Origin of the sequence: Nocardia sp. NPDC046473, from assembly GCF_040645995.1 — a bacterium.
Lineage (GTDB): Bacteria > Actinomycetota > Actinomycetes > Mycobacteriales > Mycobacteriaceae > Nocardia.
The window spans coordinates 355,695-370,381 of the sequence record NZ_JBEYZJ010000006.1 but is presented as its reverse complement, the minus strand read 5'-3'; the positions used below and the strand labels follow the sequence as shown (position 1 = coordinate 370,381).

General features: G+C 66.0%; 17 protein-coding genes. 11 read left to right on the top strand and 6 right to left on the bottom strand.

All coding sequences use genetic code 11. From position 1 onward, the window contains the following. The first annotated feature begins 4 nt into the window (after nucleotides 1-4). The 6 genes from urtA to ABZ942_RS23200 all read left to right on the top strand — a co-directional run bounded on the left by urtA (nucleotide 5) and on the right by ABZ942_RS23200 (nucleotide 5,746). Nucleotides 5-1,285, top strand: coding sequence for an urea ABC transporter substrate-binding protein (gene urtA / locus ABZ942_RS23225; RefSeq protein ID WP_357385215.1), 1,281 nt, complete (start codon nucleotides 5-7; stop codon nucleotides 1,283-1,285). A gap of 200 nt (nucleotides 1,286-1,485) precedes the next feature. Next, complete coding sequence (gene urtB, locus ABZ942_RS23220) at nucleotides 1,486-2,370, top strand: urea ABC transporter permease subunit UrtB (protein ID WP_357385213.1); 885 nt, start codon at nucleotides 1,486-1,488, stop codon at nucleotides 2,368-2,370. Next, nucleotides 2,367-3,515: an urea ABC transporter permease subunit UrtC gene (urtC, locus tag ABZ942_RS23215; RefSeq protein WP_357385211.1), complete on the top strand. Its 1,149-nt coding sequence runs from the start codon at nucleotides 2,367-2,369 to the stop codon at nucleotides 3,513-3,515. The genes urtB and urtC overlap by 4 nt, the downstream gene beginning before the upstream one ends. Continuing rightward, entirely contained in the window at nucleotides 3,512-4,339 is an 828-nt protein-coding gene (gene urtD / locus ABZ942_RS23210; protein ID WP_357385209.1) for an urea ABC transporter ATP-binding protein UrtD, read from the top strand. The genes urtC and urtD overlap by 4 nt, the downstream gene beginning before the upstream one ends. Continuing rightward, nucleotides 4,339-5,031: an urea ABC transporter ATP-binding subunit UrtE gene (gene urtE, locus ABZ942_RS23205; RefSeq protein WP_357385207.1), complete on the top strand. Its 693-nt coding sequence runs from the start codon at nucleotides 4,339-4,341 to the stop codon at nucleotides 5,029-5,031. Before urtD ends, urtE begins: the two co-directional genes overlap by 1 nt. 10 nt (nucleotides 5,032-5,041) lie before the next feature. Further along, nucleotides 5,042-5,746 carry a GntR family transcriptional regulator gene (locus ABZ942_RS23200; protein ID WP_357385205.1) on the top strand — a complete coding sequence of 235 codons (705 nt, stop codon included), beginning with the start codon at nucleotides 5,042-5,044 and terminating at the stop codon, nucleotides 5,744-5,746. Between the two features lie 87 nt (nucleotides 5,747-5,833). Here ABZ942_RS23200 and ABZ942_RS23195 read toward each other — a convergent pair whose 3' ends face one another. Continuing rightward, on the bottom strand, nucleotides 5,834-6,703 hold the full coding sequence (locus ABZ942_RS23195) for a nuclease-related domain-containing protein (RefSeq protein WP_357385203.1): 870 nt from the start codon (nucleotides 6,701-6,703) through the stop codon (nucleotides 5,834-5,836). Nucleotides 6,704-7,020: 317 nt separating this feature from the next. Here ABZ942_RS23195 and ABZ942_RS23190 point away from each other — a divergent pair, with 317 nt between their 5' ends. Continuing rightward, the gene (locus tag ABZ942_RS23190; protein ID WP_357385875.1) at nucleotides 7,021-7,554 is read left to right on the top strand and encodes a carboxymuconolactone decarboxylase family protein; all 534 of its coding nucleotides are present in this window, start codon (nucleotides 7,021-7,023) and stop codon (nucleotides 7,552-7,554) included. Nucleotides 7,555-7,646: 92 nt separating this feature from the next. Here the strand turns inward: ABZ942_RS23190 and ABZ942_RS23185 are convergent, their stop codons facing one another. Then, nucleotides 7,647-8,435, bottom strand: coding sequence for a TetR/AcrR family transcriptional regulator (locus ABZ942_RS23185; protein WP_357385201.1), 789 nt, complete (start codon nucleotides 8,433-8,435; stop codon nucleotides 7,647-7,649). 124 nt (nucleotides 8,436-8,559) lie between these two features. On the opposite strand from ABZ942_RS23185, the gene ABZ942_RS23180 reads away from it, so the two are divergent. Continuing rightward, nucleotides 8,560-8,937, top strand: coding sequence for a VOC family protein (locus tag ABZ942_RS23180; RefSeq protein WP_357385199.1), 378 nt, complete (start codon nucleotides 8,560-8,562; stop codon nucleotides 8,935-8,937). Between the two features lie 67 nt (nucleotides 8,938-9,004). On the opposite strand, the gene ABZ942_RS23175 is transcribed toward ABZ942_RS23180, so the two are convergent. Further along, nucleotides 9,005-9,853 (bottom strand): SDR family oxidoreductase, encoded by an 849-nt coding sequence (locus ABZ942_RS23175; RefSeq protein ID WP_357385197.1) that lies wholly within the window; start codon nucleotides 9,851-9,853, stop codon nucleotides 9,005-9,007. A 99-nt stretch (nucleotides 9,854-9,952) separates the two neighbouring features. Here ABZ942_RS23175 and ABZ942_RS23170 point away from each other — a divergent pair, with 99 nt between their 5' ends. Beyond that, nucleotides 9,953-10,351, top strand: a complete 399-nt coding sequence (locus ABZ942_RS23170) for a helix-turn-helix domain-containing protein (RefSeq protein ID WP_357385195.1) — start codon at nucleotides 9,953-9,955, stop codon at nucleotides 10,349-10,351. Between the two features lie 46 nt (nucleotides 10,352-10,397). After that, nucleotides 10,398-10,814, top strand: a complete 417-nt coding sequence (locus ABZ942_RS23165; protein WP_357385193.1) for a PPOX class F420-dependent oxidoreductase — start codon at nucleotides 10,398-10,400, stop codon at nucleotides 10,812-10,814. On the opposite strand, the gene ABZ942_RS23160 is transcribed toward ABZ942_RS23165, so the two are convergent. Together ABZ942_RS23160 and lpdA are read right to left on the bottom strand one after the other, a co-directional pair. Continuing rightward, nucleotides 10,791-11,519 (bottom strand): polysaccharide deacetylase family protein, encoded by a 729-nt coding sequence (locus ABZ942_RS23160; RefSeq protein WP_357385191.1) that lies wholly within the window; start codon nucleotides 11,517-11,519, stop codon nucleotides 10,791-10,793. The genes ABZ942_RS23165 and ABZ942_RS23160 overlap by 24 nt on opposite strands. A 107-nt stretch (nucleotides 11,520-11,626) precedes the next feature. Further along, the gene (lpdA, locus tag ABZ942_RS23155; protein WP_357385189.1) at nucleotides 11,627-13,030 is read right to left on the bottom strand and encodes a dihydrolipoyl dehydrogenase; all 1,404 of its coding nucleotides are present in this window, start codon (nucleotides 13,028-13,030) and stop codon (nucleotides 11,627-11,629) included. A 242-nt stretch (nucleotides 13,031-13,272) separates the two neighbouring features. On the opposite strand from lpdA, the gene ABZ942_RS23150 reads away from it, so the two are divergent. Beyond that, nucleotides 13,273-13,611, top strand: a complete 339-nt coding sequence (locus tag ABZ942_RS23150; protein ID WP_357385187.1) for an MmcQ/YjbR family DNA-binding protein — start codon at nucleotides 13,273-13,275, stop codon at nucleotides 13,609-13,611. Here the strand turns inward: ABZ942_RS23150 and ABZ942_RS23145 are convergent. Continuing rightward, complete coding sequence (locus ABZ942_RS23145) at nucleotides 13,608-14,582, bottom strand: membrane dipeptidase (RefSeq protein ID WP_357385185.1); 975 nt, start codon at nucleotides 14,580-14,582, stop codon at nucleotides 13,608-13,610. The two genes, ABZ942_RS23150 and ABZ942_RS23145, sit on opposite strands and share 4 nt — an antisense overlap. Nucleotides 14,583-14,687 lie beyond the last annotated feature (105 nt).

The following is a 14,687-nucleotide window of genomic DNA, read 5'->3' as shown; positions in this document are numbered from 1 at the left end:
CCCCATGTCAGATTCCCGTGCCATCCATCGACACCGCTCCCGGCGCATGGTCAAGGCGATGGCGGTACCTACCGCAGTGGCGCTCGCCGGTTTGTTGCTGACCGCCTGTGGCGCCAAGGACGACGCCACCACGACCGGCTCGAACGCCGCCTCCTGCGTGGACACGTCGAAGGACTCGATCAAGATCGGTTCGCTGCACTCGCTGTCCGGCACGATGGCGATCTCCGAGGTCACCGTCGCCAACTCGACCAAGCTGGCGGTCGACCAGATCAACGCCGCGGGCGGGGTCCTCGGCAAGAAGGTCGAGCTGGTGCTCGAGGACGGCGCGTCGGACCCGAAGACCTTCGCGGAGAAGGCCGAGAAGCTGATCAGCTCCGACTGCGTCGCGGCGGTGTTCGGCGGCTGGACCTCGTCGAGCCGCAAGGCGATGAAGCCGAAGTTCGAGAGCCTGAACTCGCTGCTCTACTACCCGGTGCAGTACGAGGGCCTGGAAGACAGCAAGAACATCTTCTACACCGGTGCGACCACCAATCAGCAGATCATTCCGGCCCTGGATTACCTGAAGCAGAAGGGCATTACGTCCCTCTACCTGGTCGGCTCCGACTACGTCTTCCCGCAGACCGCCAACCGGGAGATCAAGGCGTACGCGAAGGCCAACGGCATCGAGATCAAGGGCGAGGACTACACCCCGCTCGGCTCGACCGACTTCTCCACCATCGTCAACAAGGTGCGTAATGCCAAGGCGGGCGCGGTGTTCAACACCCTCAACGGCGACTCGAACGTGGCATTCTTCCGCGAGTACACCAACGCGGGCTTGAAAGCCGCTGAGATGCCGGTGGTTTCGGTGTCCATCGCAGAGGAGGAGGTCGCCGGCATCGGGGCGCAGAACGTCGCCGGGCAGCTGACCGCGTGGAACTACTACCAGACCGTGGACTCCCCGGTGAACAAGAAGTTCGTCACCGACTACAAGGCCGCGTTCGGCGCGGACAAGCCGACCTCGGACCCGATGGAGGCCGCGTACGCCTCGGTCTACCTGTGGAAGAACACCGTGGAGAAGGCGAAGTCGTTCGCAGTGGCCGACATTCAGGCCGCGGCCGACGGCGTGACGTTCGAGGCGCCCGAGGGGCTGGTCACCGTCGACGGCTCCAACCATCACATCACCAAGACCGCGCGGATCGGCGAGATCCGGCCGGACGGCCTCATCTACACCGTGTGGGACTCGGGCAAGGCCGTGACGCCGGACCCGTACCTGAAGTCCTACGACTGGGCCAAGGGCCTCAAGTAAAGACCCGACCCCCGTTCGCGGCCCGTCTCGCGTCCGAGCGGTCGAAGCGCATGCGCCGCAGGCGCGAGTCTCGACCGCTCGGACGCGAGGCCCACCCGCCGCCCGACCACCACCCCTCATCGAATCGCTACGCGATGCTGACACATGAGGGGCCGCGAACACGCCGCGCCCGCGCGGCCAATAACACAGGAGTCCGATATATGGACGTCGTGATCGGCCAGCTCTGCACGGGGCTGAGTCTGGGATCAATTCTGTTGCTCGCCGCGCTCGGCCTGTCGCTGACCTTCGGCCAGATGGGCGTCATCAATATGGCGCACGGCGAGTTCATCATGGCCGGGTGCTACACGACTTATGTTGTGCAGAAGTTCATTTCGTCGGCCGGTGTGTCGCTGGTGGTGTCGCTGCTCGTCGGCTTCCTGGTGGGCGGCCTGCTCGGCGCGGCGCTGGAGATGGGCCTGATCCGCTGGATGTACGACCGGCCGCTGGACACCCTGCTGGTCACCTTCGGTGTCGGGTTGGTGCTGCAGCAGCTGGCCCGTGACATTTTCGGCGCGCCCGCCAAGAATGTCGTTGCGCCGGAGTGGCTCAGCGGCGGTGTCACCATTCTGGGCGCGGTGGTGCCGAAGAGTCGCATCTTCATTCTGGTGCTCGCGGTAGCCGCAGTGATCATCCTGGCCACGGTGCTGAAGACAACGCCGATGGGGCGGCACATCCGCGCTGTCGTGCAGAACCGCGGCCTCGCCGAAACCAGCGGCGTATCCAGTCGTTTCACCGATATCAGCACGTTCTTCATCGGCTCCGGCCTGGCCGGTGTGGCCGGTGTCGCGCTGACGCTGATCGGCTCGACCAGCCCGACCATCGGGCAGAGCTATCTGATCGACGCCTTCCTGGTGGTGGTGATCGGCGGGCTCGGCCAGATCAAGGGCACGGTGATCGCGGCGTTCGCACTCGGCCTGCTCAACTCCTACATCGAATACTCGACGACCGCATCGATCGCGAAAGTCATCGTGTTCGTCGTCATCGTCATCTTCCTGCAGGTCCGTCCGCAGGGCCTGTTCACAGTCCGCACAAGGAGTTTGGCATGACCACGCTGATAGCGAGGTGGCGCGCACACTCGACCCTGACCGCATTGGGCGGCTTCGGCATTGCCGCGATCCTGTTGTTCGCGGTCGCGCCGGTCGCGCTGAGCGAGTTCCGGCTGAACCTGCTCGCCAAGTTCCTCTGCTTCGCGATCGTCGCGGTGGGCATCGGATTGGCTTGGGGCCGAGGCGGAATGCTCACGCTCGGGCAGGGCGTGTTCTTCGGCATCGGTGCCTACATCATGGCGATGCATCTGCAGATGGCCGATGCCTCGCGGCTCGGTAACGATGTGCCGGAGTTCATGGAGATTTCCGGCATTCGCGAATTGCCGTCGTTCTGGCGGCCTTTCGCGTCCGGACCGGTGGCGCTGCTCGGCATCCTGGTGTTGCCCGCGCTGGTGGCGGCGGTGCTGGGGTACGGCGTGTTCAAGCGGCGGGTCAAGGGTGCCTATTTCGCCATCCTGAGCCAGGCGCTGGCGGCGGCGCTGGCGATCCTGCTGACCGGCCAGCAGGCCATCGGTGGCTTCACCGGGCTGTCCGACTTCCGCGCCTTCTTCGGGTTCAAGCTCGCCGATCCGGCGAACCGGAAGATGCTGTTCTTCATCGCGGCGGGCACGCTGCTGGTGGTGGTCGCGCTGGTGCGGCAGCTGATGCGCAGCCGATACGGCGAATTGCTTGTCGCGGTGCGGGATCAGGAGGAGCGGGTGCGCTTCCTCGGCTATGACCCGGCCAACGTCAAGATCGTCGCGTACGTGGTCGCGGCGTTCTTCGCGGGTATCGCGGGTGCGTTGTTCACGCCGATCGTCGGCATCATCTCACCCGCCGATATCGGCGTGGTGCCGTCCATCGCGTTCCTCATCGGCGTCGCGATCGGCGGGCGGACCACCCTGCTCGGTCCGGTGCTCGGCGCGATCGGGGTGGCCTGGGCGCAGACGGCGTTCTCCGAGGCGTTCCCGTCCGGGTGGACCTACTTGCAAGGCGTGCTGTTCATCGTGGTGATCGGCTTCATCCCGGCCGGGCTGGCGGGAGTATGGCCGATGCTGAAGGGGTTGCTGGACAGCAGGTTTCGCCGATCTGAACCGGTCGCCCCCGGGTCGGTAGTCGTCGAACCGCAGCCCGAGATCGAGCCGGAGAAGGTGGAATCCCGATGACCACAACCACACCCGAGCCGAAGCTCGGCGGCAATGCCGGAATGTCGAGCGAGTATCTCGAAATCCGTGGTCTCTGCGTGAGCTTCGACGGGTTCAAGGCGGTGACCGACGTCGATATCACTGTGCTGCAAGGCGATCTGCGCTTCCTGATCGGCCCCAACGGCGCAGGCAAGACGACACTGATCGACGCGATCACCGGGCTGGTCTCGGCGTCCGGCTCGGCGCAGAAGACCGGCGTCGAACTGCTCGGCAAGAAGGTGCACCAGATCGCCAGGCTCGGCGTCGGACGGACCTTCCAGACGGCGAGCGTGTTCGAACAGCTCAGCGTGCTACAGAATCTCGATATCGCCGCCGGTGCGGGTCGTTCGGCGCGCACCATGCTGCGGCGCCGCAAGTCGGTGCTGCCCGGCATCGAGGAGGCGCTGGAGATCACCGGGCTCGGCGACCTGCGCGACAAGCCCGCCGGGGTGCTGGCGCACGGCCAGAAGCAGTGGCTGGAGATCGGCATGCTGCTGGTGCAGAACGCGTCGGTGTTGCTGCTCGACGAGCCGGTCGCGGGTATGAGTGCCGAGGAGCGCGAGGAGACCGGAAACCTGTTGCGCCGCATCGGCGGTGAGCGGATCGTCGTCGTGGTCGAGCACGACATGGACTTCATGCGCGCGTTCGCCAGCTCGGTGACCGTGCTGGCCGGCGGCAAGGTGCTCAGCGAGGGCACCGTCGAACACGTGCAGGCGGATCCGAAGGTACAGGAGGTCTATCTGGGCACCGCGGCGGCGATCGGTACGGCCCTCGAAGATGAAACCACCGTGAAGGAGTCCGTCTGATGCTAGAGCTCATCGATATCCACTCCGGCTACGGCAGGAGCGAGGTGATTCACGGTGTGTCGGTGACCGTTCCGGACGACAGCGTGGTTGCCATCATGGGACACAACGGCGCGGGCAAGACCACCTTGTTGCGCACCGCGGTCGGGCTGATCGGGACCAAGTCGGGTCAGATCAAGTTCGACGGCGAGGCGATCACCAAGATGGCCCCGTCGCGGCGGGTCCGTCGCGGCCTCGCGTATGTGCCGCAGGGGCAACAGAGTTTCCCGCAGCTGACCACTGCGGAGAACCTCCAGGTGGTCGCCGACGGTCGCAAGCGCGGCAAGGCGTTGATCGACGAATCGCTCGATCTGTTTCCCGCGCTGCGGGAACTGTTGAGCCGCAAGGCCGGTCTGCTCTCCGGCGGGCAGCGGCAGCAGTTGGCGATCGCGCGTGCGCTGATCACCGAGCCGAAGCTGCTCATCCTCGACGAGCCGACCGAAGGCATCCAGCCGTCCGTGGTCGCCGAAATCGAGCGGACCATCATCGATCTGACGCAACGCGGCGGGCTGAGCGTGCTGCTGGTGGAGCAGCACATCGGCTTCGCGCTGCAAGCGGCGCAACACTATTACATCCTGGCGTCCGGTCGCGTCACCTCCACGGGTGCGGGCGGCGCGGGCGCGGAGACCGCAGTCCGCTCGGCGATGGCGATCTGAGCTGACCACCATGCCGCGCCGGGGGCGGATCCCGTTGAGCGAGCGCGTGTATCACTCGTTGCGGCGGGATCTGGCCACCGGGATCTTCATGCCGACCGAACGGCTCGGCGAGGAACGTCTCGCGGAGATATACGGGGTGTCGCGCACCCCCGTGCGAGAGGCGCTCGCGCGGTTGCAGGCCGACGGGCTGGTCGAGCGGCACTCCGACGGGCTGTACCCGTACCGGCCGCGTCTCGACGAGCTCGACCACCTGTACGAACTCCGAATCGTACTGGAGGCCAGGGGAATTCAACGTACAAGCGCAGACTCCCCCGAAGCAGCCCGGCCCGCGCACGATCTCGCCATGATTCGCGCCGAACTCGACGTCTGGCGCACGCTGCGTGACAACCCACCCGAGCCGGGCCCCGCACTCGCCGCCGACGAGCAGTTCCACACCGCCCTGCTGGCGGCCGCGGGCAATACCGCACTGGCAGAAGCACTTACCGCCGTGCACACCCGGGTACGCCCGGTCCGCACCTTGGACGTGCCGACGCCGGATCGCATCGCCACCATGACCGCCGAACACATCACGATCGCCGAACAGCTCCTGTCCGGGAACGTGAAAGGCGCGCTGCACACGCTCACCACGCACATCGACATCTCCCGCGCGCATGTCCTCGCCCGCGCCCAACGCGCGCTCGAACTCACCAAACTGGCTCGGGCCGTGCGGGATTGATGCGCGTCGGCCATCCGCCTAGCTAGACGAAGGGTGGTAGGTACGTCGTGCCCGAACACGTTCGGGCAGTGGACGATCGAGGTGCGCTCAGCAGTCCTGTTGGAACGGCCAGCAGGGGTGATACGACGTCGGGGGCGGCGTAGGTGTCGGGGTGACGCTGGTTTCCTGCGGCTTCGGGTGCGAGGAGTCGTGGGCCAGCGAATTAGCGATCACCCCGATCACCGCGATCATCCCGATGACCGCAAGGACGACGACGATCCATCCGGCGTACGAATGCCGTTTCGTCGCGACACCCGGTGTCGGCTCGACCCGCGGTTTGGGCGGGCGCGGAATGACGCTCGGGGACTCCTGTGCCACCTGCTCGAATCCGGCCTCGACCAGGTCGGCCCGGGACGGCGTGAGCTCGGCGAGACCAAGCGCCGCGCAGTCGCCGATCACCCGGTCGGCCGTCCACTTCCGCGGTCCGGCCGAGAAACTCTCGAGGTAGATGCGCAGTTCGGTGGCATCGGCGACATTGCCGACGACCACGTCCAGGCCCGGTCGCAGATTGGTGCGCGACGGCCGCACCACCGCACCGCGGAACGGGACGAGCACGACCGCGCCACACACGTGCCCCGGGTCGAGCAACGCCCGCTCGAGCGTGGTCTTCACCGCGGCGATGCCGTGTTCCAGCCGATCGGACGGGCTGCCGGACGGCTCGTCCAGGTCCGCCTCGGCATCGCTGATCTTCCACGGACTGTCGGCGGCAATGCTCAAAATACCGCTCTGCCTGCGCCGGAAGCCTTTGACCTCGAGCACCGTGAGTCCGCGCGGCGTCCAGATCACCGCATCGATCTGGCGGTCACCGACCTGCAGATCGATCATGGCGAGGGCGGCCGACGGATAGGAGCGCAGGCATTCGACGAATTCTTGTTCGGCACCGGAGAGCTGCGCCCCGGGCTTGACCCTCACCAGCATGTCGAGCTCGTCCGCCTCTCCACGTTCGTCAGGCCGTGCTACCTACGCGCCGCATTCGCTGCGCGACCGGCCTGCGATCGAGTGCATGGCGAGCTCTGGGCGCCCCCACGAGTTACCCGTCTCCGCACGAACTCGATCGTAACGGTGGAATCGCCAGCGTGCGTCGGCAATTCGGCACCGCGCTGCCCGGTGGACCATTTAATGTCGATCATGGCCTCGATCCGGCGCATACTCGCCGGTAGGCTGACGGCTCGGCCCGGCACCGCCTGGCCGCTCGCCCATCCACGCGGAGGAGCCGACCAAGCATGGTTTCAGCGGTGCGACCACGCATTTCACCCGGACGACTGCGCGAGCTGGGTCCGATCAACTGGGTTGTCTGGCAGGTGCTCTCCAAGGCTGCGGGCACCGATGACGCACACCTGTTCAGCACCCTCGGCCGCACCAAGGGACTGTTTCGCGGCTGGCTGCACTATTCGGGCAAACTCATGCCCGGCGGTCGGCTGCCACGGCACGAGTCGGAACTGGTCATTATTCGCGTCGCCCACCTGAGTGGTTGCGAATACGAAATGGACCACCACATTCGGCTCGGCAAGCGGGCAGGCGTGACCTCGGAGATCCTCGAACGTCTGCGCACCGGGCCGGACGCGCCGGGTTGGTCGGACAAGCACCGTGCGCTGATCGCGGCCGTCGACCAGCTGGTGCAGACCCGCGACCTCGACGACGCACACTGGGCAGCGCTGGCAAAGCACTACGACGAGCGCAGCCTCATCGAAATCGTGCTGCTGGTGAACCAGTACGAGGGCTTGGCCTCCACCATCACCGCCCTCCGCATTCAGCGCGACGGGGTCTAGCGCACACGCACGCTTCTCGAGCTCCGGCACCTGAATTCGCATGCGATCTCCGGTGCGGGAAATCAGCAGGCGTGCACGAGATAGGTTGGTATTCAGAGGTTTTCGATGAGCCGAGCCAGGCCGTCGAGTACTCGGGCGAGGCCGAATTCATACGCGTGGTCGGCACTGTAGGCGGAGTCGTGGGCCTGGCCGGCGGCTGCCCCGACACGGGCGCCCACTGGAAACCGTTCCGCGTCGAAGACCTGTGCCAGCAGCGGGACCGCCCGCTCCCACCACTGACTATCGGACATCGCACTGTCCGCGGCCGCCCGTGCGGTGTCGATCGCGATGCGGGCCACCGAGGTGACGAAACCGAGGACGTAGGTGACCGACGCGTCCATGGTGACGTCGTCCAGGCCGAGGCCCTCGAACGCACGGAGTTCGTGGTCGTACTTGGCGGCCATGCCCGGCCCGAGCGGCGGGCGGGTGGTCGGCAGGTAGGCGACCCACGGGTGGCGGGCCAGCATGGCGCGGTTCTCGGCCGCGATGGTGGCGACCCGATCGCGCCATGGCAGATCCACGAGGTCCGCGCGGTCCATCTCGCCGTAGACCTTGTCCACCATCAAGTCGATCAGCTCGGCCTTGCCCGGCACGTAGGTGTAGGTGGCCATCGGGGTCAGTCCAAGTTTGGTGGCGACCGCACGCATGGTGAGCGCACCGAGACCTTCCGCGTCGACGAGCTCGATGCCCGCTGAGACCACGGCATCCACGCTGCTGCGCTGCTTCGGGCCGCGCACCGGAGCCGAGCCGGACACTCGCCACAGCAACTCCAAGGTGCGAACGGGATCGCCCGCGCTGCTGCGATCCTGCTTGCCGCGGCGCTGCGGTTTCTCTTCGTCCACCCTGCCTCCTCGCCTGGTCGTCCCGATCGTATCGGCGTGATTCAGGTCATAGTGCAGCCGCCCTGGAATTCTTCTACAAAGTACAGCGTACTAAGTATAGAATTAATGCAACCGAGGAGAGTCCATGAACATCACCGCTTCCGCCATCTCGCTCAACGTCGCCGACCCGCAGACTTCGGCGAAGTTCCTGATCGACCACCTCGGCTTCACCGAGAAGATGTCGGCCGACGGATTCGTCTCACTGGACCGGCCCGATGCCGGGCTGAACGTGATCTACCTGCGCACCGGATCAGCGACCTTCAAGCCGACGAGCGTGGCGGGTAGCGCGGGCGAGGGGCTGCTCGTCGTCTTCGTGGTGGACGATATCGACGCCGAGTACGCCCGGCTGCAAGGCGAGGGTGTCCCGATCGTCACGCCGATCGAAACCGAGGAGTGGGGCGAGCGCTACTTCCAGATGAGCGATCCGAACGGCATCATCGTGCAACTCGTCCAGTGGGTGTAGTAACGCTCGATTGCCCACACACGGAAATCGTGTGCGGGCAATCAAAAGCACTGCGGCCGTGCGAGTCTCAGGCGAGGGCCGCGCGGAACACCTCGACAGCAGGCGTCGACGGACGACCGAGCAGCTTCTGCAGGTCACCGCTGGTCACGTCGAGCAGGCCCTTGGTGATGCCCTCGTCGGCGTCGGCGAGCACCTTCGCGTAGTCGGCGTCCAGTCCGGACCGCTGCAGGGCGGCGGCATAGTCGGCCTCGGACAGGTTCTGGTAGCGGACCGGCTTGTCGGCGGCCGTCGAAATCGCCTGGGCCAGTTCGGCATAGGTGAGGCGCTCGTCACCGCCGAGCTCGTAGACCTGCCCGGCGTGCCCGTCGGTGGTGAGCACCTTCGCGGCCGCCTCGGCGTAGTCGGCGCGCGCCGCGCCCGCCACCCGGCCCTCGCCCGCGGCGCCGTTCAGGACGCCGGACTCGACGGCGTGCGCGAGCCCGCCGAGGTAGTTCTCCCAGTACCAGCCGTTGCGCAGAATCGCATGCGGGACAGTCGAAGCCGCGAGTGCCGCCTCGGTGCCGATATGCTCCTGCGCCAGGATCATCGAGTTCTGCGAACCCTGCGGGATGCTGGTGTAGGCCAATAGTTCGACGCCTGCGCGCTCGGCGGCGCGAATGACGTTGGTGTGCTGGGCCACTCGGGCACCGAACTCGTTGCCGGAGACCAGTAGCACCCGATCGACCCCGGCCAGCGCACGATCCAGCGATTCGGCGTCGTCATAGCTCGCCTGACGGACATCGACCCCCTGCTCGGCCAGGTCGGCGACCTTCTGCGGGTCACGCACGATCGCGACCGGAGTGACGCCCTCGCGCAGCAGCGCCTGTACGACGAGACGGCCCAGCTGTCCGCTGGCACCGGTCACGGCAACGGTCATAACTACCTCCATGGGTATGTACGGTTCGTTAAGCACTAACTAATAGTAAGTACTATGCATTCATACACCACTTTGGTCAAGTTGGGTACTATCGGTTGCATGAGTACGCAGCCGACATCGTCGCCAGACCTGGACGATCCGACGCTGGAACCCGACGTGTTCGCCAAGAACTGCACGTCACGGCCGGTTTTGCAGAATGTCGCGAGCCGCTGGGGCATCCTCGCCCTGGTCGCGCTGCGCGAGGGTTCGTACCGGTTCAGCGCGCTGCGCCGGCGGGTCGACGGCGTCAGCGAGCGGATGTTGTCGCAAACCTTGCAGGCGCTGGAACGCGACGGCATGGTGCATCGCGAGGTGCACGAGACCATCCCGCCGCGGGTCGAGTACACGTTGACCGAACTCGGCGCACAGGTCGCCGATCAATTGCATGCGCTGATCCTGGTGGTCGAGACGAACATGCCGCAGGTACGCGACGCCCAGGCGGCCTACCACCGCGAGTGAGGCGGGCGGGGGAAGAGACCCGGATCACTACCGGTTGAATACCGGCATGGAACTCGCCCGAGCAGTCGACTTCGCCCGTGACCATCGCCGGTCCGTGCTGACCACCATCCGCCGCAACGGCCGCCCGCAACTGTCCAACGTGCTGCACGTGATCGGCGGCGACGGTCTTATCCGCATCTCCATCACCGCGGACCGCGCGAAGTACCACAACCTGATGCGCGAGCCGTGGGCCGCCATCCACGTCACCCGCGAGGACTTCTTCGCCTACGCCGTTATCGAGGCCATCGCCTCGGTCACGCCGGTGGCCGCGGATCCGCACGACGAGACCGTCGAGGCCCTCGTCGACTACTACCGCGCCGCGAACGGCGAACACCCCGACTGGGACGACTACCGCCGCGCCATGGTCGCCGACCGCAGGGCCTTGGCCATCCTCACCCCGTCACATGCCTACGGGATGCTCTGATCGGTGCCGCATCAGTTCCGAGACGGTGACGAATTCGTAGCCCCTGGCACGTAATTCGGCAACGATGCGCGGGATCGCGGCCAGCGCGGGTTCGGCCCACTGGTGCATGACATGCAGCAGGATGATCGATCCCGGCCGCGTCTCGCGCACGGCCTGCGCGGCGATCTCGTCGGCGGTCGCGGTTTCGCCGGAGTCGGGTTCGACATCCCAGGTCACCGAGGTCCGGTCATGGTCGGACAGGTACTTCGGCAGCGACCAGAGCTTCTTGCCGTAGGGCGGGCGGAACGTAATCGGGCCCCGGTAGCCGGTTTTCGCGATCTCGGCGTCGGTGCGTTCGATCTCGTCGCGGACGGTACCCGCGGAGCTGAAGACCATCCGGCGGTGGCTGTAGCTGTGGTTGCCGATCTCGTGCCCGGCCTCGGCGATCGCCCTGCCGTACTCGGGATGCGCCGCGAGATCACTGCCGACCAGATAGAAGGTGGCCTTGATCCGTTGCTCGGCAAGCGTTTTCAGGACATCGGGCGCCCGGTCGGTCGGCCCGTCGTCCAGCGTCAGCGCCACCACCTTGTCGCTGGTATCGACCCGATTCACCAGTATTCCGGCCAACTGGAAGCTGCGCGAGTTCATCAGGTAGTACCCACCGACCGCCACCAGCAATAGCACGACGACTACCAGCGCCCCGCCGATCAGCCACTTACGCATCATCGCTGTCTAGCAAACCCCCGGCGGGATCACCAGACCCCGCCCCACGAAAAACGGTGGTGCCCGGACCTTTCGGCCAGGGCGCCACCGTTTGTCTGATCAGACGTGGATCAGAAGTTGATCATGTGCCCGGCGAGGCCGTGGAAGGCCTCCTGCAGGGCTTCGCTGAGCGTCGGGTGGGTGTGCACGTTGCGGGTCAGCTCGTTGACCGTGAGGTCCCACTTCTGTGCCAGGGTGAGCTCGGGCAGCAGCTCCGAGACGTCCGGGCCGATGAGGTGGCCGCCGAGCAGTTCGCCGTACTTGCTGTCGGCGACCAGCTTGACGAAACCGGTCGGATCGCCGAGGCCGTGCGCCTTGCCGTTGGCGGTGAACGGGAAGGTCGCGACCTTCACGTCGTAGCCCTCGTCGCGGGCCTGCTGCTCGGTCAGGCCGAAGCTGGCGACCTGCGGCTGGCAGAAGGTGGCGCGCGGCATCATCCGGTAGTCACCGAGGGTGACGGTGTCGGCACCCGCGATGGTCTCGGCGGCGACCACACCCTGCGCCTCCGCGACGTGCGCGAGCTGCAGCTTCGCGGTCACGTCACCGATGGCGTAGATGTGCGGCACGTTCGTGCGCATGTAGTCGTCGATCGCGATGGCGCCACGGTCGGTGAGCTGGACGCCTGCGGCCTCGAGGCCGTAGCCCTCGACGCGGGGCGCGAAGCCGACGGCCTGCAGCACCTTGTCGACGGTGACCGTCTCCACGTTGCCGGACTTGTTGTCCTTGATCGCGACGGTGACCTTCGAGCCGTCGTCGTCGATGGACTGCACCGCGGCACCGGTGGTGATGGTGATGCCGAGCTTCTTGTACTGCTTGGTGATCTCCTTGGAGACGTCCGCGTCCTCGTTGGGCAGCGCACGGTCCAGGAACTCCACGATGCGCACGTCGACGCCGTAGTTCTTCAGGACGTAGCCGAACTCCATGCCGATCGCGCCCGCGCCGACGATCAGGATCGAGCCGGGCAGGTCGCGGGTGAGGATCTGCTCCTCGTAGGTCACCACGTTGGCGCTGAGCTGAGTGCCCGGCAGCAGCTTCGTGATGGTGCCCGCGGCGATGATCGCGTTGTCGAACGTGATCGTCTCGGTGCCGCCCTTGGACAGCTCGACCGAGAGGGTGTTCGCGTCGGTGAAGGTGCCCTTGCCGTCGAACTCGTCGATCTTGTTCTTCTTCATCAGGAAGTGGACGCCCTTGACCCGGCCGTCCGCCACCTTGCGGCTGCGATCGAACGCGACACCGAAGTCGAAGTTCACCTCGCCCGAGATCCCGAAGGTCTTGGCTTCCTTGGTGAAGATGTGCGCCAGCTCAGCGTTACGCAGCAACGCCTTGGAAGGGATGCAGCCGACGTTCAGGCACACACCGCCCCAGTACTTTTGCTCGACGATCGCGGTACGGAGGCCTAACTGTGCCGCACGGATGGCGGCGACGTAACCGCCAGGACCGGCACCGAGAACGACAACGTCGTAATGGGAAGTCACGACACCGAGCCTAACTCTGTCGCTACGAGTTGGCCCACCGGTCCCCCACAACAATGAGCCGCAGGCCACACCTGACCGGAAGTTCGGTGCTCGCGAGCGGGCTCGAGTGGTGAATCAGACAAATCGGCTCGCTAGTGTCGGGCCGTGCTGACAGGTCGATCGGTGGCGGGGAGCGCACTCGACAACACCGCACCGGTTTCCAGCCCGGCTCAGCTGTCGTACCCCGGCGCGATACTTGGCCGATGGTGACAGCTGATGACGTGCGGCGAGTGGCGATGAGCCTGCCGCGAACAACCGAGGCGCTGGTCCGCGACCGGGTCAAATATCGGATCGGCCGGATCGTCTATCTGGCGCTGTCCGCGGACGAAACACGCATGGGCTTCGCGTTCCCCAAAGCCGAGCGGGTGGCGCTGGTCGAAGCCGAGCCGGACAAATTCATGATGCCGCGCCCGTCGGACGAGCGATACAACTGGGTCCGGGTGCGGCTCGACGCCATCGATGAGGCAGAGCTGACCGAGCTCATTGTCGAAGCGTGGCGGATGTGTGTGCCGAAGCGGGTGGCCGCCGAGCATCTCGGTTAGTCGCGCCACACCTGTGCGGCGACCCGCGAGAAGTTCCCGCCGAATACCGCCGCTCGATCGGCTTCGCTGAAGCCGCGTCGCGCCAGCACCTCGTCGAGCCCGGGCACCCGGCTCGTGCCGAGCAGCTCCTCCGGCGGAACCCATTGCAGCGGGCCCCATTTGGTGTATGACTCGGGGAAGAGTTCCGGATGGTCGGCGAGCATGCCGTTGAAGTCCTCGGCGTCGAACGAATAGTCCGAACCGATCCCGATGTGCTCGATGCCGACCAACTCGACGCCGTGCTCGACGTGATCGGCCATCGCCTCGATACGCGCGGCACCGCCGTCGATTCCGTTGTGGCCCAGGAAGATACCCACGCCGTTGATTCCGATGACGCCGCCGGTCGCGGCACAGGCCTTCGCCTGCTCATCGGTGATATTGCGCGGATGCTCCCACAGCGCGGCGAAATTGGAGTGGCTGTAGATCATCGGCACCCGCGTATGCGTGGCCAGATCGAGCCCGGTGCGGCGCGAACAGTGCGATCCGTCGACGAACATGCCGACCTCGTTGAGCTTGCGCACGAGGTCTTCGCCGAAGGCGGTGAGCCCGGTGTCGTCGGCATCGAGACAGCCGCAACCCGCCTTGTTGGCGCTGTTGTAGGTCGGCAGCATCGAGCGGACGCCGAGGTCGTAGAACAGTTCCACGTTGTCCAGGTCGCCGCCGAGCGGGCCGGAGTCCTCCAAATCGAAGGCCAGCGCGATGGTTTCCGGATCGCCGAGGTCGGAGTGGCTGTGCACCAAGCGGAATCGCCCGTCGGCGAGCGCGTCCGCGCGATACTGCCGCGTCAGCTTGACCGAATCCTCGGTCGAATGCGGCGAATACCCGACATTCACCGACAAGTACGACCCGAGTGGATATCGGGTGAGGTCCGCGATCCGCGCCGACGGCACCAACGGCAGACAGCAGTGCTGCTCCCAGAGAAAGTGCGGCAAGGAAACCTCCCGGTCGGATCGGCGTCGAACCGCGATCGTAGGTGAGCGGGTCCGCGGACGGACCTCAGCCGCGCGGGTGTCGAGCAATACGCCATGTCCCATTTG